Raw genomic sequence first — 23,018 nt, 5'->3', positions numbered from 1 at the left:
ACCCGACGCAGTCGATCGGCACGCCACGGGCCTTGAAGTCGCGCACCATGTTGTAGACGCCCTGGGTCTTGGCGTGCGTCCAGTTGTCGGTGTTGTAGTCGTTGTAGCAGAGCTTCGCGCCCGGGTCCGCGGCACGCGCCGCCCGGAACGCCGCCTCGATCCAGTCGTTGCCGGTGCGCTGGAGGTTGGAGTCGCGACGGCCTCCGGAGCTGCCGTCGGCGAACGCCTCGTTCACCACGTCCCACGCCACGACCTTGCCACGGAAGTAGGTGGCCACCTGCGTGACGTGGTTGAGCATCGCCTGCCGCAGCGCGGTGCCGCTCATGCTCTCCATCCAGCCGGGCTGCTGCGAATGCCATGCCAGGGTGTGACCCCGCACGCTCATCCCGCGGCTGCGGGCGTGGTTGACGATCTGGTCCGCCGCCCCGTAGCTGAACTGGTTCTGCTGCGGCTCGGTGGCGTTCATCTTCATTTCGTTCTCGGCGGTCACCATGTTGAACTCACGGTTCAAAATCGTGGTGTACGCGCTGTCGGAGAGCTTGAAGCCGGCCACCGCCGTACCGAAGTAGCGACCCTTCTCGGCGGCGGACGCGCCGAGCGTCGTCCCGGCGGAGGCGGGCGCCGTCGCGAACAGCGCCATGCCGGCGGCGAGGGCACCCGCGCCGGCCAGCGCGACGGCGGCTCTGGATGCCGCCTTCCATCTCGGACTTCTCATCGTGTGACTCCTTTGAGGGTGGTGGGGTGGGAAGGGGAGATCAGGACACCGAACAGGCGGCACCGTTGAGCGCGAACGAGGTGGGCTTGCCGGTGCCGCCCTCGTGCGTGGCCTGGAAGCCGATCTCGACCGACGCGTTCGGGGCGATGGTGTTGTTGTAGGAGACGTTGCGGGCGGTCACCGCGCCGCTCACCGGGGCGTACTGGGCGTTCCAGCCGCTGGTGATGCGCTGTCCGCTGGGCAGCGTGAAGGTCAGCGCCCAGCCGTTCACGGCGGTGGCACCGGTGTTGGTGATGACCACGCTCGCGGTGAAGCCGCTGTTCCAGGCGTTGACCGTGTAGCCGACCCGGCAGGCGCCGTCGGTCGGCGGCGGCGTGGTCGGGGGCGGCGTGGTCGGGGGCGGAGTCGTCGGCGGCGGCGTGGTCGGGGGCGGAGTCGTCGGGGGCGGGGTCGTCGGCGGCGCGGTGCCGTCCAGCCCGAAGAAGCGGATCACCTGCGCGGCGTCGACCGGCAGGTTGTGCGTGACACCCTGCATGCTGATCGCCTCGACCGGCGCCATCGGGCCGCTGCTGCCGTACCGGGTGCGGGTGTGGCCGGACTGCGGGGAGTCGGTGTACGTCGGGGTCTGGCTCAACCCGTGCACGTTGGTCCACTGCTTGACCTGCTCGCCGAAGTTCGGATAGCGCAGCGTCTCGTCGTTGGTGCCGTGCCAGATCTGCATCCGGGGTCGCTGGCCGGTGTAGCCGGGGTACGCCTCCCGGACCAGGTCACCCCACTGCTGCGGGGTCCGGATGAGTTGCCCGTTGGCGCACTGGCTGTTCCATTCCGAGGTGCCGCCGGTGGCGAAGCAGGCGAACGGCACCCCAGCGAACGAGGCGCCCGCCGCGAACACGTCCGGGTAGACGCCCAGCATGACGTTGGTCATCATCGCGCCGGACGAGGTGCCGGTGGCGAAGATCCGCGCGGGGTCGGCGGAGTAGCGCTGCTTCACGTAGTCGACCATCGACATGAGCCCGACCGGATCGCTGCCGCCGCCACGGCGCAACGCCTGCGGTGAGTAGACGTCCCAGCACTTGCTGCTGCGGGTTGCCGACGGGTAGATCACGATGAACCCGTACCGGTCCGCGAGGGAGGCGTACTGGGTGCCCGAGTGGAACGCGGGGCCCGTCCCGGTGCAGTAGTGCATGGCCAGGAGGATCGCCGGTCGGGTGGCTACCCGGTCCGGGACGTACAGGTGCATTTGCAGGTTGGTGGGGTTGGTGCCGAAGTTGGTCACCTGCGTGAGCGTCGCCGCCGACGCGGGAGCGGCGAACGTCAACGCGGCGGCGGCCAGTGTCACGGCCGCCATGACGACGCCAAGCATTCTCGTCTTCAGTGTCATCGTCGCGATCCTTTGCGGAAAAAGGCGCGTGGAAGGGGACTTAAGTCGAGGACTGCCCTTCGCCCGACCTTGACCGCGGCTCGCGTGACCATGTCAGCTTCAATCGAGCACACCCGATTGTCAAGACTTCCGGAAACCTTTCGCCGCAACGGTTCCGGCGGCCACCTGCGCGATAATGGGCATCGACGGGCGTCTTCAGCACCGGTGGGCGGCGATGAATTATCGGCACGTTTTCGGAACCTGCCAGGCCGCCGCTGGGCACACGGCACGACGGCGACCCGACCGGGTCACCCCGGCCGCCCGCACCGCCACTCAGTGGATGTCCCGCCCTCGCTCGTCCGGCACCCCGGACTTGCGGTAGAAGTACGTGTTGATCTGGTCGCGCCACTCGGTGGCGCAGCGCACCTGCTCGTCGAGGCGTTCGGCGACCCGCTCGTACACGCTCGGGTCGATCATGCCGGTCAGCGTCTGCCACCTGCGTCGCATCGCCGTCACCTCCTCGACCCCGGCGAAGTGGGTGTCGTAGATGTGCTGGATGACCGTCGAGCCGCTGTGCAGCACGTGCCCGTACGGCACGTGGTGGAAGAAGAGCAGCAGCTCGTCGGGACAGGTCTCGGGTGACTCGTACACCTGCGCCCAGTACGGCGGGTACTGGCCGGCGAAGCCGGTGCCCGACGCTCGGCTGCGGTCCACACCGACGCCGTCGCGGTCGGCGAAGTGGTAGGTGCCCCACCGGGTGTACTCGTACCCGTCGACGCCGGGACCGTAGTGGTCGCCGGGGTTGACCATGAAACCGACACCCAGCGGGGCGGTGTAGCGCTCGTACGTGCGCCACGAGTCGTCCATGATCTCGTGCAGGACCCGCCGCACCAGCTCCGCGTCGGCGGTCGCCGACGGCGGAAAGGTCAACGTGATCCACTCGTCGAGGATCGCCGTCGGGTCCCGCCGAGGGTCCCAGGCCAGCCGGCCGAACGCGTACAGGTTGGCCTGCGCCAACGGATGCCCGGTCCAGAAGAGGTCGTCGCCGACGTTGGCGACGGCGACCATCCCGCCGCCCGCCGCCGACTCCCCCGTGACCACGTCGGCGATCGTCCGCCCATCCGGCCCCCAGGGAGCGAAGCCGAGCACCTCACTCCACCACGGGCCGAGGTGGCAGACGTGCCGCTGTTGGCCCGTGTACTCCTGAGTGACCTGCAACTCCACCGCCAGCCGGGTCGCCGGCATCGCGGCGAGCACCGGTGAGACCGGCTCGCGCGGCTGGAAGTCCACCGGGCCGAACTTCACCTGGACGACCACGTTGGTACGGAACCGCCCGTCGAGCGGGGCGAAGTGGTCGTACGCGGCCCGAGCCCGGTCGGTGGACCGGTCCCGCCAGTCCTGGTGGTGGTTGTAGACGAACGCCCGCCAGTGCACCACTCCCCCGTGCGGGGCGAGGGCCTCGGCCAGCAGGTTCGCCCCGTCGGCGTGGTCACGGCCATACGTGAACGGGCCGGGTTGCCCCTCCGAGTCGGCCTTCACCAGGTAGCCGCCGAAGTCCGGGATCCGGTCGTACACCCGTCTGGTGGTGCCGGCCCACCAGACGCGTACGTTCTCGTCCAGGGGGTCGGCGGTCGGCAGGCCACCGAGGAGCACCGGCGCGGCGAAGCTGACCGACAGGTGCACCCGGATGCCGTACGGGCGCAGCGCGTCCGCGATCTCGGCCACGTCCCCGATCCGTTCAGTGAGCAGCAGCGCCTCGGTACGGGCCACATTGACGTTGTTCACCGATATCGCGTTGATCCCACAGGAGGCCAGCAGCCGCCCGTACTCCCGCACCCGGGCCAGGTCGCCGCGCGGACGGCCGTCCTGCCAGAAGATCGAGCCGCCCGCGTACCCCCGTTCGACCTGGCCCATCACCGGGTGCACTGCCACGTTGTCCCAGTGGTTCAACATTCGTCGGCGCAGCGCCGGCCGGTGCCACTCCGGGGGGCGGGCCGGGTCGAAGGCCGCCGCGCAGAGCCGGACCACGTGGAAGAGCCCGTACAGCAGGCCGGCGGGCGCGTCGGCCAGCACCGCCGTCACGTCGCCGGCCCGCGCCAACACGAAACCCTCGTCGCCGAGCGTCCCGCCGTCGCCCAGCTCGACCAGAGCCGCCTCGCCGGCGGCGCGGGCCGCCTCCACCGCCGGATTGGGCAGCTCGGCGGCATCGCGCAGGGCGAGCACCAGGTCGACGTCTACGTCCCAGGACGGGGAGTGCCACACCCGTCCGCCGTAACGGGCGCAGGCGCGCGAGACCTCGTTGAGGACGGTGTCGACGAGCAGCCCCTCGCCGTGCAGGAGGATGCGACGCGCGCCGAGCGACCGGAACGCCTCCGGCGGCAGCCAGGCCGGGTGAACGCGCGGTTCGCCACCGTCCATCGGCTCCTCGACGAACATCAGCTGCTCCAACTCCACCGACTCTTCGGCGTTCACCGGTCCTCCTCCAGCACGACAACCCCGTACGCCGGCAGTCGCAGGGCGCCGCCGGCCGCCGTACGGTCGCCGGTGAGCAGGTCGACGCCGCCGGTCCGGGCGGTCACCTCGACCGGCTCGGCGCGGTGGTTCAGCAGAAACAGCAGCCGCGACCCGTCCGCCGCGACCCGCACGGCGGATTCCAGGTCCGGCACGTCCGGGTAGGGCCCGAGCAGGTCGTGCCGGGCGAGCACCTGCCGAACCACCCAGGACACCCCGGCCTGGTCCAGCCCGGCGGCCACGTACCACCCGTCGCCGGCACCGAAGGAGTTACGGGTCACCGCGGGGGTGCCCGCGTAGAAGTCGGCCTGGTACGTGCCGACGACCTGCGCGCCCTGCGGAATCACCAGCTCGAACAGCAGGCTCGCGTCGACGTCGACCTGATCCGCGCCGTCGCCGAGGCGGACGGTGTTGACCACCTCCGGGCCGCGGGCGTCCCACTCGTCGACCCGGACGCCCATGAGCTGACCGAGCGGGCCCGGCACGTCCATCAGGAACGCCTGGTCGTTCTCGTCCACCCGGCCGGACAGGTAGGTGGTCAGCACCGACCCGCCGCGCGTCGCCGCCGCCTCCAGCCGCTGCGGCAGGTCACCCTTGAGCAGGTGCAGGGCCGGGGCCACGACCACGTCGTAGCCGGACAGGTCGGCGGCCACCGCGACGACGTCCAGGTCCACACCGGCGTCCCAGAGGGCCCGGTGGTACGCGAGCACGACCTGCTGGTAGCGGACCAGCCGGGACGGGCCGTCGGACAGCTCCAACGCCCACCAGCTGTCCCAGTCGAACAGCAGCGCCACCCGGGCCGGGGTCCGCGCGCCCAGTGACGCCGGGCCGAGCCGTTCCAGTTCGGCGCCCAGCTCGGCGACCTCCCGGAACACCCGGGTGTCGGAGCGACCGGCGTGGCCGATGACGGCACCGTGGTACTTCTCGCTGGCTCCACGGGAGGCCCGCAGCTGGAAGAAGAGGACCCCGTCGGCGCCGTGCGCCACGGCCTGCCAGCTCCACAGCCGCATCAGACCGGGGCGCTTCAACGGGTTGACGTCGCGGCACGCGGTGAAGCTCGGGGTCTGTTCCATCAGCCAGAACGGCTGGCCGTCCTTGAGCCCGCGCATGAGGTCGTGGGTCAGCGCCATCCTGGCCGCCGACGTGTCGTCGGGCGGGTAGTTGTCCCAGGAGACGAAGTCCAGATGAGGTGCCCAGCGGTGGTAGTCGATCGGGCGGTACATGCCCATGAAGTTCGTGGTCACCGGCAGTGCCGGGCTGGACTCCCGGATGGCCGCCTTCTCGTCGCGGAAGTTCGTCAGCATCGCATCGGAGGTGAACCGCAGGTAGTCCAGTGTGATGCCCGGGAACGCGGTGTGGTCCGGGCCGCGCCAGTGCTCGGTCAGCGCCGAGGGCGGCTCGATCTCCTCCCAGTCGGTGAAGGTGTGCGACCAGAAGGTGGTGTACCAGGCCTCGTTCAGCTCGTCGAGGGTGCCGTAGCGGTGACGCAGCCAGTTCCGGAAGCCGGCCGCGCACAGGGCGCAGTAGCAGGCGCCGCCGTACTCGTTGCCGACGTGCCAGGCGAGCACCGCCGGGGTGTCGGCGTAGCGACGGGCGACCCGGCGGGCCAGCTCCGTCGAGAGCCGGCGAAAGATCGGCGAGCTGGGGCAGGAGTTGTGTCGCTGACCGAAGCGGTGCTTGCGGCCCTCGAAGTCGGTCCGGGTCACCTCGGGGTACGCCTTCGCCAACCACGGTGGGTGGGCTCCGGTGCCGGTGGCCAGGCAGATCCCGCGTCCCTCGGCACTGGCCCGCTCGACGATCCTGTCCAGCAGCGCGAAGTCGTAGGTGCCCTCGGCGGGTTGGGTGAGCGCCCAGTCGAACACCCCGAGGGTGACCAGGTCGATCCGTGCCGTGTCGAAGAGACGGTAGTCCTGCTTCCACACGTCCTCGGGCCACTGTTCCGGGTTGTAGTCGCCCCCGAAGGGCACCTTGGCGCTGAGGGGCAGGCTCATCTGGTGAACTCCTCCCGGATCAGGTGGATCATCGGGTCGCCGACGCGCAGGTACGCCAGCACCGCGATCGACGCCAGCAGCATCAGCACCGCTTCGGAGAGGGCCGCGGTGATCCCGGCCGCTGCGGCCAGCAGCAGGGCGTTGCCGACGGCAACACCGGGGGTACGCACAAGGAAGTGCACGGCCAGCCGGAGCACGTCGCGGGTGCGGAAGTCGAACAGCGAGGTGATCACCAGGGCGTTGGCCGCGCAGAGCGTCACGCCCACTCCGATCAGCACCAGCGGCACCGCCCACCAGCTCGACAGGCCGACCGCGTCGCGGTAGGCGAGGTTCACGGCGAGCACTGTCAGCCACAGCAGCGTCGGCACCCAGACGCGCAGCACGCCGAGCACATTGGCCCGGTAGCCGCGCCAGAACAGGGTGGCCGGCCGCAGGTCGGTCAGGTCGGTTCGCTGGTGGCGCAGGGCGTACAGGGCGGCGGAGATCGCCGGGCCGACCGGTACCAGCAGGAACGCGGCGAGCGGCAGGTTGCTCGGATCGCGGCCCAGCACCAGCAGCGGAAGCAGGGCGGGCAACGTGGTGAGCAGCAGGAGCAACTCGACCACGAGCAGGATGTAGACGCGCGAGGTGATCCGCGACAGTGGTCCGTCGCCGAGCTGTCGCCGGGCCTGAGTCGCGCCACTCACGCTCGCTCCCTCCCGTCGACTCAGCTGATCCGTGGTCGCCGGGGGTCCGGCCGGGCCGCGCCAGGGGCGACCCGACCGGACTCCCGCCTATCAGCCGTTGTTCTTCTGGAACCGCTCGTACGCCTTGTTGACCAGGTCGATGTACTGGTCGGAGTTCTTGGCCTTCAGCTCGGCCACGTACGCGTCCCACTCACTGAGCGGACGCTGACCGAGGGCGAACTTCAGCGTGTTCTGGGTGACGAAGTCCTTCAGCGGCGTCTCCCAGAGCGACACCTGCTCGCGCTCCTCGTCGCTCAACGGGGCCGGCGGGGGCACCACCCTCGGCTTGCGGGCGTCCATCACCTTCTGGAACTCCAGCTCCTCCGGCGAGAAGAACCCGCGAACCAGGTCGGGAGTGCCGCCGTAGGCGAAGACGCCGTTGTGGAAGCCGAAGTCCTTCTGCAGGTGCTTGGGCGCCTTCGGGTTGAGCCCGAGGAAGTCGACCCCGGGGTTGAGCGTGCGCTTGCCGGACGCGTCCTTGGTGAAGGTCGTGCCCTCGACGCCCCAGCGGGCAAACTCCAGGCCTGCGTCCGAATACCACAACCAGTCGATGAACTGCATCATGGCCACGAAGTTCTTGCTCTCCCGAGCCTTCGTGGAGATCATGATGCCGTTCTCCAACCGGGGGAACGGGTTGATCTCGCCAGCCGGGCCGATCGGCAGCGGGATCTTGGCCATCTTGGCGTTCGGCAGGGTCTTGGCCAGGTCGGGGCGGTGGTTGTTGACCAGGGTCTGCGCGTTGCCGGTGACCACGAAGGACTTGCCGTTGGCGAGCTTCTGGCGTGCCTGGTCGTCGGTCTGGGTGAAGCTCTCCGGGTCGAGCAGCCCTTCGGCGACGAGCTTGTGCAGGTAGGTGACCATCTGCTTGTACTGCTCGGACGCGCCGGTGTAGCTGAACTTCTTCGCCGCCGGGTCCCAGGTCGCGTGCTGGTAGTCCCAGCCCGCCTGGGTGCCGTGGGCCGAGCCGAGGATGTTCAGCAACGCGCCGGTCGGGTTGGGCTTGCTGAAGAGGTCGGAGTACGGGTAGACGTTCGGGTACTTGGCCTTCATCGCCTTGAGCACCGTGTACAGCTCGTCCCAGGTCTTCGGGACCGCCAGGTTGAGCTCCTGCATGATGTCGGTGCGCACCAGCACCGTGTAGTCCTGCGTGGGCTTCTCGTGAAGGCCGGGCAGCAGGTAGAACTTACCGTCGGACTGCCGCAGGTTGTCGATCTCCGGCTGGAGGTTCCACTTGGTGATCTTGTCCTTGAGGTTGGGCATCAGGTCCAGGTAGTCGCTCACCGGGAGGATCGCCCCGGAGGACACGAAGGCGTTCTCCTGCGGGTGGTACGTCTTCGGGATGATCATCGGGGCGTCGCCGGCGCCGATCAGCAGGCTGCGCTTCTGCTCGTAGTCGCTCAGCGGCACGGCCACCGGTTCGATCTTGACATTGGTCCGCTTGGTGAGCTCCGACCAGAACAGCCAGTCTTCCTTGAGCGGGTAGAACGTGTGGTTGTTGTAGAGGGTGGAGAACGAGAGAGCCTCGGTGGCCTTGAACTGGTCGCCGATGCCGTAGTTGGCCATCGCGCCGACCCGGTTCTCGGAGAGGTCGGTCGACTCACCGGGGTCCTCGGAACAGGCGGTGGTAAGGGAGAGCGCGAGCAGACCCGCGGTGGCTACCGCCACGCGGCGCCACGTCTTGTGGAGCATGGCTCGTCCTTTCAATGGTGGGGTTCGGAGGTGCCGCGCGCTCGCCGTCATCCCTTGACCGCGCCGAGCATCACGCCGCGGACGAAGTACCGCTGGACGAAGGGGTAGACCGCCAGGATCGGCAGGGTGGTGAGCACGATCGTCACGGCCTGGAGTGTGGCCGCGGCCTGCACGACATCGGCCTCGGCCGCGCCTGACTGCTGTGCGTCGGTGGCACCCGCGATCAGGTTGCGCAGGTAGACGGTGACCGGCAGCAGGTCCTGCCGGTCGATGTAGAGGAACGCGGTGAACCACGAGTTCCAGAAGGACACCGCATAGAAGAGCACCATCGTCGCGATGATCGCCTTCGACAGCGGCAGCACGATCCGCAGCAGGATGCCGTACGTGTTCAACCCGTCGACCGCTGCGGCCTCCTCCAGCTCGCTCGGCAGACTCTCGAAGAACGCCTTCATGACCAGCAGGTTGAACACGCTGATGGCGTTGGGGACCACCACCGCCCAGATGGTGTTCTTCATGCCCAGGCTGGTGACCAGCACGTAGTTGGGAATCAGGCCACCGGAGAAGAACATGGTGAACAGCGCGACACCGACGAGCACTCCGCGCCCCTTGAGCTGCGGCTTCGACAGCACGTACGCGTAACAGGTGGTCAGCACGATCGAGATGAGCGTCGCGACCACCGTGTACACCACAGTGTTGCGGTAGTTCGTCCAGAACATCGAGTCGGACATCACCAGCTTGTACGCGGTCAGGTCGAACCCGCGCGGGAAGAAGGTGACCTTGCCGGCGATGATGTACGCCTCTTCGCTGAGCGAGCGGGCCACGATGTTGAGGAACGGGTACAACGTCACGACCACGACGCCGAGCAGGACGACAGTGTTGACGACGCGGAAGATCCGGTAACCCCGGCTGTCGTCCGGCCCGCGCGTCTTCGGGGCGTCGATCTTCGTACCGAAGGTCACCACAGGCTCGTCCCCACAGTGCGACGGGAGATGACGTTCGCCGACAGGACGAGGATCAGCCCGATCACCGCCTCGAAGAGGCCGATGGCCGCCGCGTAGCTGAAGTTGCTCGACTGGAAGCCCATCCGGAACAGGTAGGTGGAGACCACGTCGGCGGTCGGGTACGTCAACGGGTTGTAGAGCAGCAGGATCTTCTCGAACCCGACGGCCAGGAAGCTGCCGATGTTGAGGATCAGCAAGGTCATCATCGTCGGGCGGATGCCGGGCAACGTGATGTGCCAGGTCCGGCGCAGCCGGCCGGCTCCGTCGATCCGGGCGGCCTCGTACAGGTCCTCGTCGATGGTGGTGAGGGCGGCGAGGTAGAGGATCGTGCCCCAGCCGACCGTCTGCCAGACCTCGGACGAGACGTAGATGGTGCGGAACCACTCAGGTCTCTGCAGGAACGCCACCGGGTCGCCGCCGAACAGGTTGACGATCTGGTTGGCGGTGCCCTCGATCGAGGTCAACTGCATGACCATCGCCGCCACGATCACGATCGACAGGAAGTGCGGCAGGTAGGACACGGACTGGACGAACCGCTTGAAGCGGCGGGCCCGGACCTCGTTGAGCAGCAGCGCCAGCACGATGGGCAGCGGGAAGCAGAACAGCAGGGTCAGCGCCCCGAGCACCAGAGTGTTGGTGAACACCTCCCAGAACGTCGGGTCGCTGAGAAACATCCGGAAGTAGCGCAGCCCGACCCAGTACTCACCGAAGATGCTGCCGCCCGGCTTGAACCGACGGAACGCGATGATGTTGCCGATCATCGGCAGATACCGGAACACCAGGAAGAACAGCAGCGGCAGGATGGCGAGGGAGTAGAGCTGCCAGTCCCGGCGCAGTGCCTGCCGCCAACTGCGACGGCGTCGTGGCGAGCGCGGGGCAGGGCTCTGCACCCGCTGCGGAGGACTCGGCGGCGCCGGCGGCGGTGGCCGCAGGGTGGATGTCATCCGTGGCCTCCTATGCCGACTGCGCAACGGCCACGAGGGGCTCGACCCGCACCGAGGTGAGCAGTTCCCGCTCGAAGCCGACCTGGCGTTCGGTGCCGACCAGTCGCAGCGGCAGGGCCGCCGCCACCTCGCCGCTGGAGCGGCCGAACCGCAGTTCGACGTCGCCGGGCTCGACGATCCGTCTGCCGGTCAGCCCGGTGAACGACGCCACGTCGGCAGGTACGCCGAACGTCACGTGCGCCACCTCGCCGGGCGCCAGCGGCAGCCGGGTGTAACCGATCAGCCGGACCACCGGACGGGTGGTCTGCGCGACCGGGTCGTGCAGGTAGAGCTGCACGACCTCGGTGCCGGCCCGCTCACCGGTGTTGGCGACGGTGATCCGCACCCGTACCTCGCCGTCGACCGGCCAGGCGGTCGGATCTTCACGCGGTTCAACCACTGTGGCGTCGGACCACTCGAAGGTGGTGTAGCTCAGCCCGTGGCCGAACGGGTACGCCGGGGTCGGGTCGATCGAGGAGACCTTGTTGCGCCGGCCGAGCGGTGGCGCGAGGTAGGTGCTCGGCAGTCCGCCGGCGTCGCGCGGCACGCTGACCGGCAACCGTCCGGAGGGGTTGACCGCGCCGGTGAGCACCTCGGCGAGTGCCTGCCCACCGAGCTGGCCGAGGAAGAACGCCTGCACCACGGCCGCCGCGTCGTCGAACTCCGGGCCGAGCGCGTACGGGCGGCCGGTCATCAGGACCAGGACGACAGGGGTGCCGGTGGCGAGGACGGCGCGGACGAGGTCGCTCTGCACGCCGGGTAGTCGCAGGTCGACGGCGTCGCAGCCCTCACCGGAGGTGCCCCGGCCGAACATTCCCGCCCGGTCGCCGACGGCCAGCACGCACACGTCGGCGGCGGCGGCAGCGGCGACCGCGGCCGGGATGCCCGAGGTGTCGTCACCGGTGACGGTGCACCCTGGCTCGTGGGTGAGCATCGGGACGCGCCGGGCCAGCTCGTCGCGCAGTGTGGGGATGGCCAGGCCGAGCCCGAAGTCGCTGTGGTTGACGCCCACGTGATTGGGGAACGAGTAGCAGCCGAGCATTCCCATCGGGTCGTCGGCGACCGGGCCGACCAGGGCGACCCGGCTTGCCACGGCCAGCGGGAGGACGCCGGTGTTGCGCACCAGGACGACTGACTCCCGGGCCAGGCGAAGGGCGATGTCCTGGCTGGCCTCGTCGTCGAAGCGCAGGGACGCCACGTCGTCGGGCAGCTCCTGCCAGCCCTCGTCGAGCAGACCGAGCTCGATCTTCTGGATCAGCACCCGACGCAGCGCGCAGTCGATCAGCGCCTCGTCGACCTCGCCGCGGCGAGCCGCCTCGACCAACGGTTCGCCGAAGGCGTCCACTGTGGGCAGCTCGACGTCGATCCCGGCCCGCAGAGCGAGCCGGGCGGCCTCGGCGGCATCCCCGGCGACTCCGTGCAGGGTCTGCAGGAACCGTACGGCGAAGTAGTCGGCCACCACTGTGCCGGTGAAGCCCCACTCGTCCCGCAACAGCCCGGTCAGCAGCCCACGGTCGGCCGCGACGGGCAGGCCATCGATCTCGGCGTAGGAGTTCATGACCGAGCGGGCGCCGCCGAGGCGCAGCGCCATCTCGAACGGCGGCAGGATGACGTCGGCCAGCTCGCGGCCGCCCATCGGCACCGGCGCGAGGTTGCGTCCGCCTCGGGAGGCGGAGTAGCCGGCGAAGTGTTTCAGCGTGGCCACCACACCGGCCCGCTCCAGGCCCCGCACGTAGGCGGCACCTGTCGTCCCGACCAGGTAGGGGTCCTCGCCGATCGTCTCCTCGGTACGACCCCAGCGGTAGTCCCGGGTGACGTCCAGCACCGGGGCGAGGCCCTGGTGCACACCGGCGGCCCGCATCGACCGCCCGATCCGGTCGGCCATCGCCTCGACCAGTTCGGGGTCGAAGGACGCGCCCCAGCTGAGCGGAGTCGGGTAGACGGTGGCCCGCCACGCCGCGAACCCGGTGAGGCACTCCTCGTGCACCTGCGCCGGGATGCCGAACCGACTGGCGGCCACGATCTGCGCCTGCGAGGCCGCCAGTGACCGGGCGCCGAGCACCGGGTCGACCGGGGCGGTGCCGAACGGACGGGTCAGCTGGCCCAACCCGTACTGGATGACAGTGCTCCACGGCGGCAACTCGCTGATCATGTCCGACTGGTGCGGTGCGACGCCCTCGCCGCTGGCGTCGGCGCCGACCCAGACCCCGACGAGCTGGGCGATCTTCTCTTCGAGGGACATCTTCGGCAGGAGCGCGTCGGCCCGCTCGGTCGGCGACAGCCGCTGATCACGCCACGGCGCGGCGCCGCCGTCTCCGAGCGACTGACTTCTCATGCCCTGACCCCTTAGCTCCGGCCACATCCCCGTGCCCTGGTGGAACCAGTTCCGTGGCGGACGTTTCTCACGATCCGAAACTTTCCGGAAACCTGCGTAACCTTTTCGGCAACCTAAGTGTCCCATCGATGCCTGTCAAGTGTCCCAATCGGACTACCAGGGGATGTTTCCTGCACACGGTGAGCCCACGATCGGCGTTCCGTTGCCGACGAGCCGCGCAATGTCCAGTCAATGCGCAGTCCGAGTGCGGCAGCTACTGGCGTGAATGTCCCATCATGTTAAGGTCGCCCGAAACTTTCGGATGTTGTATGAGGCCGCGATGACAGAGCACCGCCCGCTCGACCCACCCGCCTCCACCACCATCGCCACCATCGCCAACGATGTCGGCGTCTCGGTCGCGACCGTGTCCAAGGTCCTCAACGGACGCGGTGATGTCGCCCCCGGCACCAGAGCCCGGGTGGAGGCGAGCCTCGACCGCCACCAGTACCAGCGCCGCGCCCGGCGACAGGCGACCAGCGGCGGCCGGGTGGACCTCGTGTTCCACGAGTTCGACACGGGCTGGGCGATGGAGATCCTGCGGGGCGTCGAGGCGGTGACCTCAGCGGCCGGCATCGGGCTGTCGATCGCCCAGCTCGACGGCGCGCACCGCCCGCCGGCACGCTGGTTGGAGGCGTTACTCGCCGACCGCCCCCTGGGCGTGGTGTTCGTCCTCTCCCACCTGGCCGAGGCCCAACAGCAGCACCTGCGCCGGCAGGGCATTCCGTTCGTCGTCGTCGACACCGACAGCGCCACCTCGGCCTCAGTGCCGACCGTCGGGTCGAACAACTGGAACGGCGGCCTGCTCGCCGCCCGGCACCTGCTGGAGCTGGGGCACCGACGGATCGCCATCATCTCCGGGCCACCCGACGTGCTGTGCAGTCGAGCGCGCGCGGCCGGCTTCCAGTCGGCCCACGACGAAGCCGGAATCGTGGTCGATCGCGAGCTGATCCGCTACGGCAGTTTCTCCGCCGGAGCGGGGCACGCCCACGGGCTGCAACTGCTCCAGCGGCCGGACCGACCCACGGCGATCTTCGCCGGGTCGGACATCCAGGCCATGGGGGTGCTCCGGGCCGCCCGTCAGTGCGGCCTGCGAGTGCCCGAGGACCTCTCGGTGATCGGGTACGACAACCTGCCGGTCTCCGCCTGGACCGACCCGGCACTCACCACGATCAACCAGCCGTTGCGCGACATGGCCGGCATCGCCACCCAGATGTTGCTCGACCTGACCAGGGGGAACGAGCCGGCGACCAGCCGGATCGACCTGGTGACCGAGTTGGTCCTCCGGGAGAGCACCGCGCCCCCCGCCCGTCCGCACTGACCCGGCCCCTGCGAGGACCCGTGCCCCACACCGCCTCCACCTTCGACGACCTCCAGCGGTACGCGCCCGAGGTCGCCGAACCCGACGACTTCGACGAGTTCTGGCGGGACACGCTCACCGGGGCGGCAGCCGTACCGGTGCTCGTCGACGCCCGCCCCGAACCCACCGACCTGCGGCTGCTCGACTCCTGGGACGTCACGTTCGCCGGCTTCGGTGGTGACCCGGTCCGCGCCTGGTACACCCGCCCGGCCGGGGTCAGCGAACCACTGCCGGCCGTGGTCGAGTACGCCGGCTACGGGCGCGGGCGCGGTCTGCCCCACGAACGCCCGACCTGGGCGGTGGCCGGGTACGCGCACCTGCTGATGGACAACCGGGGACAGGCGGGGCAGCACGGCGCCGGGGACACCCCCGACCCGCACGGCGCGCCCGGCGGGCCCTGGCCGGCCACCTGGGGGATCCTCGATCCGCGCACCTACCACTATCGCCGCCTGATAACCGACGCGGTGCGGGCGGTCGAGGCGGTCCGCGCGCTGCCGGGGGTCGAGGGTGACCGGGTCACCGTGGTCGGCAACAGCCAGGGTGGCGGCATCGCCCTGGCGGTGGCGGGTCTCGTCGAGGACCTCAGCGCGGTGCTGACCACCGCCCCGTTCCTGTGCGACATGCGCCGGGCCGTCGCGCTCACCGACCTCGCGCCGTACGGCGAGATCGCCCGGTACCTGGCGGTGAACCGGGAGGCACAGGAGGCGGTGTGGCGCACGCTGTCCTATGTCGACGGGGTGAACTTCGCGCGTCGGGCGACTGCGCCGGCGCACTTCGGCGTCGGCGGACGCGACACCGTCTGCCCACCGCGAACCGCCTTCGCCGCCTACAACCACTACGGCGCCGCGAACGGGAGGCCGGTCCCGCCCGAGCGGGAGATGCACGTCTACCCGTTCAACGGCCATGAGGGCGGCGAGGCCGTGCACGTGCGGCGTCAGCTGCGCTGGCTGGGCTCGGTCCTCCACCCAGCGCGGGCCTGAACGTCTGAGGCATCGTCGGGTGCTGATGCGTTGCCGGTGTTAGCGATAACACGCTATGGTGCGTCAGGCGAGGTGCAGGGCACACCTCCGCCACGGCTTCCCGGTCCGTCCCGCCAGATCCTCGACGGCCGGTGCCCGCCGTACACCGCCACGACCACCAGTGCAGACGTCCGGGTTGTTGGTCGTGCCGCGCACCCCACCTCCGCGTACCGCGTCATGACGGCAGCCGTCTCGCCGGTGGCCGCTGATGTCGCGCACCCCCACCAGAGGAAGTCCCATGCGCAGTCCAACGCTCGTGCAACCCGTCCCTCTCGCACCGACCGGCAACGCACCGACGTCGAGGCCCCGGCGGGCTCGTCGATGGTGGACGGCCCTGGCTGCCGTCGCCGCCATTGTCGCCGCCGTGCCGATCGCGACCACTCCCGCCAGCGCGGAGTCCAACGGCGGCGTCCGCGTGATGCCGCTCGGCGACTCGATCACCGACGGATTCAACGTCCCCGGCGGTTACCGGATCGAGTTGTGGCAGCGGTTCACGTCCGGTGGTTACCGGATCGACTTCGTCGGCTCCCAGTTCAACGGGCCAGCCAGCCTCGGCGACCACGACCACCAGGGCCACTCCGGCTGGACCATCGCCCAGATCGACGCCAACGTGGTGAACTGGTTGCGGGCCACGAATCCGCGGACCGTGCTGCTGCACATCGGCACCAACGACATGTACGGCGACACGTCCGGGGCCCCGTCCCGGCTGGCCACTCTCGTCGACCGGATCACCAACACCGCCCCGAACGCCGACGTGTTCGTCGCGACGATCATCCCGAAGTCCGGCGCGGACAACCAGGTCCGGGGCTACAACGCCGCGATCCCCGGGATCGTGCAGAGCCGGGCCGCCGCCGGCAAACGCGTACACCTGGTCGACATGTACCGCGCACTGACGCTCAGCGACCTGGCCGACGGGGTGCACCCGAACGCCACCGGCTACCGCAAGATGGCCGCCGCCTGGTACGACGCCCTCCGTGCGGTGCCCGGCAGCATCGGGGGCGACACCCCTCCGACCACTCCCCCGCCGACCACTCCCCCGCCCACCACGCCCCCGCCGACCACGCCCCCGCCGTCCGGTGACTGCCGCGTCTCGTACACGATCAACGCCTGGAACAGTGGTCTCACCGCGTCGGTCTCGGTGACCAACACCAGCAGCACGCCGGTGAACGGTTGGAGTCTGGCGTTCACGCTGCCCAGTGGGCAGAGCATCACCAGCGGGTGGAACGCCACCTACTCCCCGTCCAGCGGAGCGGTGACCGCCCGAAACGTCTCCTACAACGCGACGATCGCGCCGAACACCTCGGTCGACATCGGCTTCCAGGCCACCCACACGGGTGGCACCGGTCGGCCGGCCGCATTCACCCTCAACGGCACCTCCTGCACGCTCGCCTGACACCAACCGTCGCGGTGCCGGGTCACACCGGCTCGGCACCGCGCCGACGACCGCCGACGCGGGGCCGAGCGGTCACTGCTGCGCAGCGCCGTAGAGCCGGCTCACGGTCTCGGCCACGCAGACGGGCTTGCCGCCGCTGTCGCTCTCCACGGTGACCGTCACGACCAGCTGCACACCGCCGCTGACCGGCGACACGTCGGCGATGGTGGCGGTGGCCCGTACGGCGGCGCCGACCCGCAGCGGCGCGGGGAAACGCACCCGGTTCAACCCGTAGTTGACGCCCATCGCCACCCCCTCGACCCGGTAGAGCCCGCCCGCCAACGCCGGCAAGAGCGACAGGGTGAGGTACCCGTGGGCGATCGTCCCGCCGAACGGCCCCGCCGCGGCTCGGACCGGGTCGAGATGGATCCACTGGTGGTCGTCGGTGGCGTCGGCGAAGAGGTCGACGCGGCTCTGCTCGACGCGCTGCCACGGACCGGGCCCGAGGCTCTCGCCGGTCGCGGCGGCCAGCTCCTCGAACGAGGTGAACACTCTCATGCCGGATCTCCCTACAGGTACTAGAAGGCGTTGACGCCGGTGAGCGCGCGTCCGATGAGGAGTTGCTGAATCTGACTGGTGCCCTCGTAGAGCGTGGCCACCCGGGCGTCGCGCAGATACTTGCCGACCGGATACTCGTCGATGTAGCCGTACCCACCGAAGACCTGGACCGCGTTGTTGGCCGCGCGGACGGCGGCCTCACTGGCGAAGAGCTTGGCCATCGACGCCTCGGTGGCGAACGGCTGGTCACTGTCGATCAGGTCGGCCACCTGCCACACCAGCAGCCGGGCGGCGGCGGTGTCCACAGCGATGGCGGCGAGCAGTTGTTGGACGAGCTGGTGCCCGGCGATCGGCTTGCCGAACTGGGTGCGCTGCCCGGCGTAACCGACCGCCGCGTCGAGGCAGCCCTGCGCGATGCCGACGCACCCGGCGGCCACCGACATCCGGCCCTTGGCGAGGGTGGCCAGGGCCAGCCGGAATCCGGCGCCCTCGGCGCCGAGACGGGCCGTGTCGGGCACACGCACCTCGTCGAAGCCCAGCTCGCCGGTGGCCTGACCGCGCAGACCGAGCTTGCCGTGGATCTCCCGCCGGGTCAGCCCCGGGCTGTCGGTGGGCACCAGGAACGCGGTGATTCCTCGGTGCCCGGGGCCGCCGGTGCGGGCGAAGACCAGCGCGACGTCGGCGGTGGTGCCGTTGGTGATGAACATTTTCGTGCCGGTGAGCAACCAGTCGGTGCCGTCGCGGACCGCGCGGGTGCGCAGTGCGGCCGCGTCCGAGCCGCTGTCCGGCTCGGTCAGCGCGAAGCAGCCGAGTGCGGTGCCGGCGCAGAGCCCTGGTAACCACTCGGCCCGCTGCTCCGCGCTCCCGTGCGCAGCGATCGACTTCGCGACCAGGCCGAGGGAGACCGAGACGATGCCGCGCACCGCCGAGTCTCCCCGGCCCAGTTCCTCCAGGACCAGGCAGTACGCGAGGTGGTCGCCGCCGGAACCGCCGTCGGCCTCGGCGATGGTCAGCCCCAGGAAGCCCAGGTCACCGAGCATGCCGACGATGGCGGGGTCGACCGATTCGCGGCGGTCCCAGGCGGCTGCGTGCGGTAGCAGCTCGCGGTCGGCGAACTCGGCGGCCAACTGGCGGACCGCCGCCTGCTCGGCGGAGAGGGTGAGGTCCATGACGCACAAACTAGCGGTGATAGTTAAACGCGTCCAGACCGGACGTTCACCGGTCGGAGCTCAGACCGACGTGCCGTTCGGCCGTGAACGCGCGGGCCAGCTCGGTCCGCGAACGGATACCCAGCCGGTGGAACACGTTGCGCAGGTGGTGGTCGACCGTACGGGTGGAGAGGAACATCCGGGCGGCGATCTCCCGGTTGGTGGCGCCCTCGGCGACCAACTCGGCGATCCGCAGTTGCTGGCCGGTCAACAACCGCGCCGCGGGCAGGTCCGGCGGACCGATCGACTCCCCAGCCGCCCGCAGCTCCGTGGTGGCCTGCTCGGCCCAACACTCCACCCCGAGCAGGCTGAACATCTCGCGGGCCTGGTGCAGGTGCGTCCGCGCGTCGCGAGGGCGTCGACTGCGGCGCAACTCCTGACCGAAGAGCAGCTCGGTGCGGGCCCGCTCGAACGTGCCAGCCTCGGTGGGGTGCAGGCGCAGCGCCGCCTCGAAGTCCCGTTCCGCGTCGGTGCCGCCCCGAGGGGCGAGCAGTGCGTGGCACCGCGCGGACAGGGCCCGGCGCAACGGGCTCGCGGTGCTGCTGGCCCACCTGTCGAACGCGGCGAGCGCGGCCGTCGCCGCCGGCCGGTGCGCCAGGTGCGCCGCCGCCTCCACCAGGTACGGGGTGGCCATCACCTGCACGAGGACCTGACCTCGGCGCGTGCCGAGCCGGGACAGCGACGCCAACCGGTCCGCCGCCTCGGCGTGCCGGCCGTCCACCAGGTCGAGCACCGCCAGGGCCCACGCGGCGAGCGCGTGCGGGCGGCTGCCCGGCGTCGGCGACTCGCCGATCTCACGGATCCGCCGCAGGCTGGTCTCCCGATCGGCCCGGATCGCGGCGAGGACGGCGAGCATGCCCAGGTGTACGTTGGCGCAGTTGACCTGCCCGGTGGCCCGGGCGACGCGCAGCCCGTCGCGGGAGGTCTCCGCCGCCGCCTCGTGTCGACCCAGCCAGTACTCGGCGACCGCCCGCAGCTCCAACGCCCGCGACAGCATGGACAGCTCACGCCGTTCCCGGGCCAGCTCGACCGCGCGTTCGGCGAGCCGGTGGGCAGCACCGTCCACGGCCACCAGCAGCCCGGCCGCCGCGGCGCAGCTGAGCGCGGTGGGGGTCAACGCCCAACCGGTCAGCCGGTCACCCAGCACCACGGCGCGGCGCAGCGCGGGCCCGGCCCGCTCGTGGTCGCCCCGCAGGGTCGCCGCCACCCCGGCGATCAGACAGCCCATGACCTCCAGGGCCGGCGGGTCGCCCGGGCGCCGCAACGCCAGCGCCCGCCGGCCGACCTCGGCGTAGCGGTACTGGTCGCCGGTGAAGCAGACCGCCTCGCCGGCGCGTACCAGCCCGGCCATCGCCAGGGCACGGTCGGTGCCGTCCACCGCCGCGGTGGCGGCCAGCAGCGTGGCCGACGCACTCGAGGCGGTGCCGCAGCGCAGTTCCAGCTCGCCGCGGAGCAGGTCGGCGCGGCCCCGAACGACCGGGTCGACGCCCACCGCGCGGAGGCGGTCGAGCAGCAGCCGGGCCTCGTCGGGTTGTCCCCCGGCCCAGGCGTACCGGGCTGCGGCCAACAGACGGGTGGCGGTCAGCCTCGGCTCGTCGCTCAGTTCGGCGGCCCACCGCAGGGCCACCGAGGCTGCGGCCCAGCCGTCGGATCCGCCGACCGCCGCCTGCTCCAACTCGGCGGCGAGGGCCGGATCGGCACCCGCGGTCGCGGCGGCGAGGTGCATCGCCCGGCGCAGCCGTTGCCCGTCCGCGACCAGCACCTCGGCGAGCAGTCGGTGCGCCGCGCGGCGCTCCGCGAGCGGCGCGCTGGCCGCGATCATCGTGCGCACCAGCGGCTGCGGGAAGGTGACGCCGCGTTGCTCGACGCGGACCAGGCCGGCGACCTCCGCCGGGGCGAGCGCCTCGACCTCGGCGCCCGCGGCCGCCGCGGCCCGGATCAGGGTGCCCGGCTCGCCGTCCTCATCGAGCGCGGCGAGCAACAGCACCCGTCGGGTCTCCGGGGGCAGCCGGTCCAGCCGGGCACGGTACGCGCGACCCAGCGCCCCGTCCGCCGGTGGCGCGGCGGGCAGCGACTCCTCGCCCCGCCACTGCCCGGCGGTGAGGACCTCGGCGAGGTCCACCAGCGCCTGCGGGTTGCCCCCGCCGACCGCGGCCAAAGCGGTCAGTACCGACGCGGCCGGCCGGTCGGGCAGCCGGTCGACGCTCTCGCGCCCGGCCAGCCGATCGAGTCGATCGGTGAGGACGGCGCGGCTCTCGTGCTCCGTCAGCGCGCGCAGTCGGTGTGCCGGTATCCCGTCGAGGTTGGCGGTGACGTCGGCGGTGAGCAGGACGGCGAGCGGCAGGTGCCGCAGTCGGCGGGCCACGAACGCCAGCACCTGCGCGGTCTGCGGGTCACCTCGGTCGACGTCGTCCATCGTGGCGAGCAACGGCCGGTCCCGGGCGGCGGCGGTGAGCAGCCCGAGCACCGCCATCGACAGGGTCAACTGCCGGTCGGCCGGGCAGCTCTCCCCGGCCAGCGCGCGCCGCAGCAGATGGCGCTGCTCATAAGGGAGCGCGGCGGCCCGGTCGAGCAGCGGGTCGACCAGACGTTGCAGGCCGGCGTACGGCAGGGCGGCCTCCTCGGCGAGCCCGCTGCCGGCGAGCACTGTGCAGCCACCCTCGGCGTGTCGATGGGCGTAGCCGAGAAGCGCCGTCCGGCCCGATCCGGGCTCCCCGCGCAACAGCAGGGCACCGCCGGCGTTGGTCATGCCGTCGAGCAGGCTCCGGACAGCCCGGCACTCGTCGTCCCGGCCACGCAGCACGGTTAGTTGCACTCTTGATGCAGTAACCATGCCTGTCAGTGTTACCCATCGGAAACCGAATGGAAAGAGGGGGCGATATCGGGCCGGGCCGGAATCAGTCGGGCGCGACCTCGGCCAGCAGAGCGCCCACGGTCCGGGCCATCACCGCGCGGGCCTGGTCCACGCCGAGACCGAGCCCGTAGCGCAGCATCGACCAGGCCTGCCAGGTGCTCGCCACGACCAGGGCGTTGAGCAACTGCTCCCGTCCCGCCCCGGCTTCGGCCAACTCGACGGCGAAGAGTTCCTCGACCTCGTCGCGGACCCGTTCGATGTGCTTGAGACGGTTGCGGTGCAGCTGTTCGGAGACCGGCTCACGCATCTGGGCGGCCCGCGCCGACGGCGCGATGAGCTGGAGCAGGCGAGCCCGCTGCCGGCAGTACGCGTCGACCCGCTTCGCCAACGGCAGCCCGGGTGAAATCGGCCGGTGGGCGGCGTCCTGCTGGCGGAGCACCTCCGCGCCGCTGGCCTCGAAGAGCGTCTCCATGTCCTTGAAGTTGGTCCAGAGGGTGCGCAGCGAGATGCCGGCCCGCTCGGAGATGCGCTCCCCGGTCGGGCGGAGGTCGCCCTCGGAGATGAGCGCGAGATGCGCCTCGACGATGGCGGCGCGGGTGCGCTCGGCGCGGGCGGTACGCCCGTCGACCCGACCCGCCACATCGACTGCGTCCATCCGCCCTCGCCCCCTCACCGCCACGGCGTCCCCCGACACACCGCCGAGTCTAGACAGCCGTTGATCAGCGGCTCCGGACGCTCCGCCGACGCCGTCATCCGGCCCGGCCGGTCAGCGAGACGCCGCCGTCGCAGACGATGGTCTGCCCGGTGATCCAACTGGCGTCGTCGGAGGCCAGGAAGGCGACCGCGCCGGCCACGTCAGACGGCAGACCGAGGCGCCCGAGCGGGTACCGCGCGGCGACCTCGGCCTCCCGTCCGTCGTAGAGGGCGGCGGCGAAGCGGGTCTTCACCACGCCGGGAGCGACCGCGTTGACCCTGACCGTCGGGCCCAGCTCCACGGCGAGGCTGGCGGTGAGGTGGTTGAGCGCGGCCTTGCTGACCCCGTAGCAGGCGATGCCGGGTGACGGACCGAGCCCGGCGATCGACGAGACGTTGACGACGCAGCCGCCGCGCTCGCTCATGCCGGCGGCGCAGACCTCCTGCACCCAGCCGAGCGCGGCGACCACGTTCACGTCGAGGATCTTGCGGGCCGCGGCCAGGTCCAGCTCGACCAGCGGGCCGTGCACCGGGTTGATGCCGGTGTTGTTGACCAACAGATCCACCGACCCGAACGCCGAGGTCACCGCACGCACCGCGGCGGCCCG

At 70.8% G+C, this 23,018-nt stretch carries 17 protein-coding genes; 3 read left to right on the top strand and 14 right to left on the bottom strand.

Annotated elements, in window-relative coordinates:
* The 9 genes from AB0B48_RS19880 to AB0B48_RS19840 form a co-directional block, all read right to left on the bottom strand.
* Nucleotides 1-640, bottom strand: a 640-nt coding sequence (locus tag AB0B48_RS19880) for an endo-1,4-beta-xylanase (RefSeq protein ID WP_357203528.1), incomplete at its 3' end; no start/stop codon positions are given.
* Between the two features lie 115 nt (nt 641-755).
* Nucleotides 756-2,096: a PHB depolymerase family esterase gene (locus AB0B48_RS19875; RefSeq protein ID WP_357203525.1), complete on the bottom strand. Its 1,341-nt coding sequence runs from the start codon at nt 2,094-2,096 to the stop codon at nt 756-758.
* Between the two features lie 312 nt (nt 2,097-2,408).
* Entirely contained in the window at nt 2,409-4,547 is a 2,139-nt protein-coding gene (locus AB0B48_RS19870; protein WP_357203522.1) for an alpha-glucuronidase, read from the bottom strand.
* The gene (locus AB0B48_RS19865; protein ID WP_357203519.1) at nt 4,544-6,577 is read right to left on the bottom strand and encodes a beta-galactosidase; all 2,034 of its coding nucleotides are present in this window, start codon (nt 6,575-6,577) and stop codon (nt 4,544-4,546) included. The genes AB0B48_RS19870 and AB0B48_RS19865 overlap by 4 nt, the downstream gene beginning before the upstream one ends.
* On the bottom strand, nt 6,574-7,263 hold the full coding sequence (locus AB0B48_RS19860) for a DUF624 domain-containing protein (protein WP_357203516.1): 690 nt from the start codon (nt 7,261-7,263) through the stop codon (nt 6,574-6,576). The genes AB0B48_RS19865 and AB0B48_RS19860 overlap by 4 nt, the downstream gene beginning before the upstream one ends.
* 90 nt (nt 7,264-7,353) lie before the next feature.
* Nucleotides 7,354-8,991 carry an extracellular solute-binding protein gene (locus tag AB0B48_RS19855; protein WP_357203513.1) on the bottom strand — a complete coding sequence of 546 codons (1,638 nt, stop codon included), beginning with the start codon at nt 8,989-8,991 and terminating at the stop codon, nt 7,354-7,356.
* A 47-nt stretch (nt 8,992-9,038) separates the two neighbouring features.
* Nucleotides 9,039-9,950 (bottom strand): carbohydrate ABC transporter permease, encoded by a 912-nt coding sequence (locus tag AB0B48_RS19850; protein WP_357203510.1) that lies wholly within the window; start codon nt 9,948-9,950, stop codon nt 9,039-9,041.
* Entirely contained in the window at nt 9,947-10,936 is a 990-nt protein-coding gene (locus tag AB0B48_RS19845; protein ID WP_357203507.1) for an ABC transporter permease subunit, read from the bottom strand. Before AB0B48_RS19845 ends, AB0B48_RS19850 begins: the two co-directional genes overlap by 4 nt.
* A 10-nt stretch (nt 10,937-10,946) precedes the next feature.
* Nucleotides 10,947-13,310 carry a glycoside hydrolase family 3 N-terminal domain-containing protein gene (locus AB0B48_RS19840; protein ID WP_357203504.1) on the bottom strand — a complete coding sequence of 788 codons (2,364 nt, stop codon included), beginning with the start codon at nt 13,308-13,310 and terminating at the stop codon, nt 10,947-10,949.
* A gap of 319 nt (nt 13,311-13,629) precedes the next feature.
* Here AB0B48_RS19840 and AB0B48_RS19835 point away from each other — a divergent pair, with 319 nt between their 5' ends.
* From AB0B48_RS19835 to AB0B48_RS19825, 3 genes are all read left to right on the top strand, one after another.
* Nucleotides 13,630-14,667 (top strand): LacI family DNA-binding transcriptional regulator, encoded by a 1,038-nt coding sequence (locus tag AB0B48_RS19835; RefSeq protein WP_357203501.1) that lies wholly within the window; start codon nt 13,630-13,632, stop codon nt 14,665-14,667.
* Between the two features lie 20 nt (nt 14,668-14,687).
* Entirely contained in the window at nt 14,688-15,686 is a 999-nt protein-coding gene (locus AB0B48_RS19830; protein WP_357203498.1) for an acetylxylan esterase, read from the top strand.
* Between the two features lie 277 nt (nt 15,687-15,963).
* Nucleotides 15,964-17,118, top strand: a complete 1,155-nt coding sequence (locus tag AB0B48_RS19825; RefSeq protein ID WP_357203495.1) for a cellulose binding domain-containing protein — start codon at nt 15,964-15,966, stop codon at nt 17,116-17,118.
* A gap of 72 nt (nt 17,119-17,190) precedes the next feature.
* Here AB0B48_RS19825 and AB0B48_RS19820 read toward each other — a convergent pair whose 3' ends face one another.
* The 5 genes from AB0B48_RS19820 to AB0B48_RS19800 all read right to left on the bottom strand — a co-directional run.
* Nucleotides 17,191-17,655, bottom strand: a complete 465-nt coding sequence (locus AB0B48_RS19820; protein ID WP_355006592.1) for a MaoC family dehydratase — start codon at nt 17,653-17,655, stop codon at nt 17,191-17,193.
* Nucleotides 17,656-17,675: 20 nt separating this feature from the next.
* Nucleotides 17,676-18,824 carry an acyl-CoA dehydrogenase family protein gene (locus AB0B48_RS19815; RefSeq protein WP_355006591.1) on the bottom strand — a complete coding sequence of 383 codons (1,149 nt, stop codon included), beginning with the start codon at nt 18,822-18,824 and terminating at the stop codon, nt 17,676-17,678.
* 46 nt (nt 18,825-18,870) lie between these two features.
* A complete protein-coding gene (locus AB0B48_RS19810) occupies nt 18,871-21,696 on the bottom strand; it encodes an AAA family ATPase (RefSeq protein WP_357203491.1) in 2,826 nt (941 codons plus the stop codon).
* Between the two features lie 64 nt (nt 21,697-21,760).
* Nucleotides 21,761-22,372 (bottom strand): TetR/AcrR family transcriptional regulator, encoded by a 612-nt coding sequence (locus AB0B48_RS19805; protein ID WP_357203488.1) that lies wholly within the window; start codon nt 22,370-22,372, stop codon nt 21,761-21,763.
* Between the two features lie 94 nt (nt 22,373-22,466).
* Nucleotides 22,467-23,018 (bottom strand): SDR family oxidoreductase (locus AB0B48_RS19800; RefSeq protein WP_357203485.1); only part of this gene is annotated, 552 nt, incomplete at its 5' end.

This window comes from Micromonospora sp. NPDC049089, from assembly GCF_040648775.1.
GTDB lineage: Bacteria > Actinomycetota > Actinomycetes > Mycobacteriales > Micromonosporaceae > Micromonospora.
This window is presented reverse-complemented; position numbering and strand designations above follow the sequence as displayed.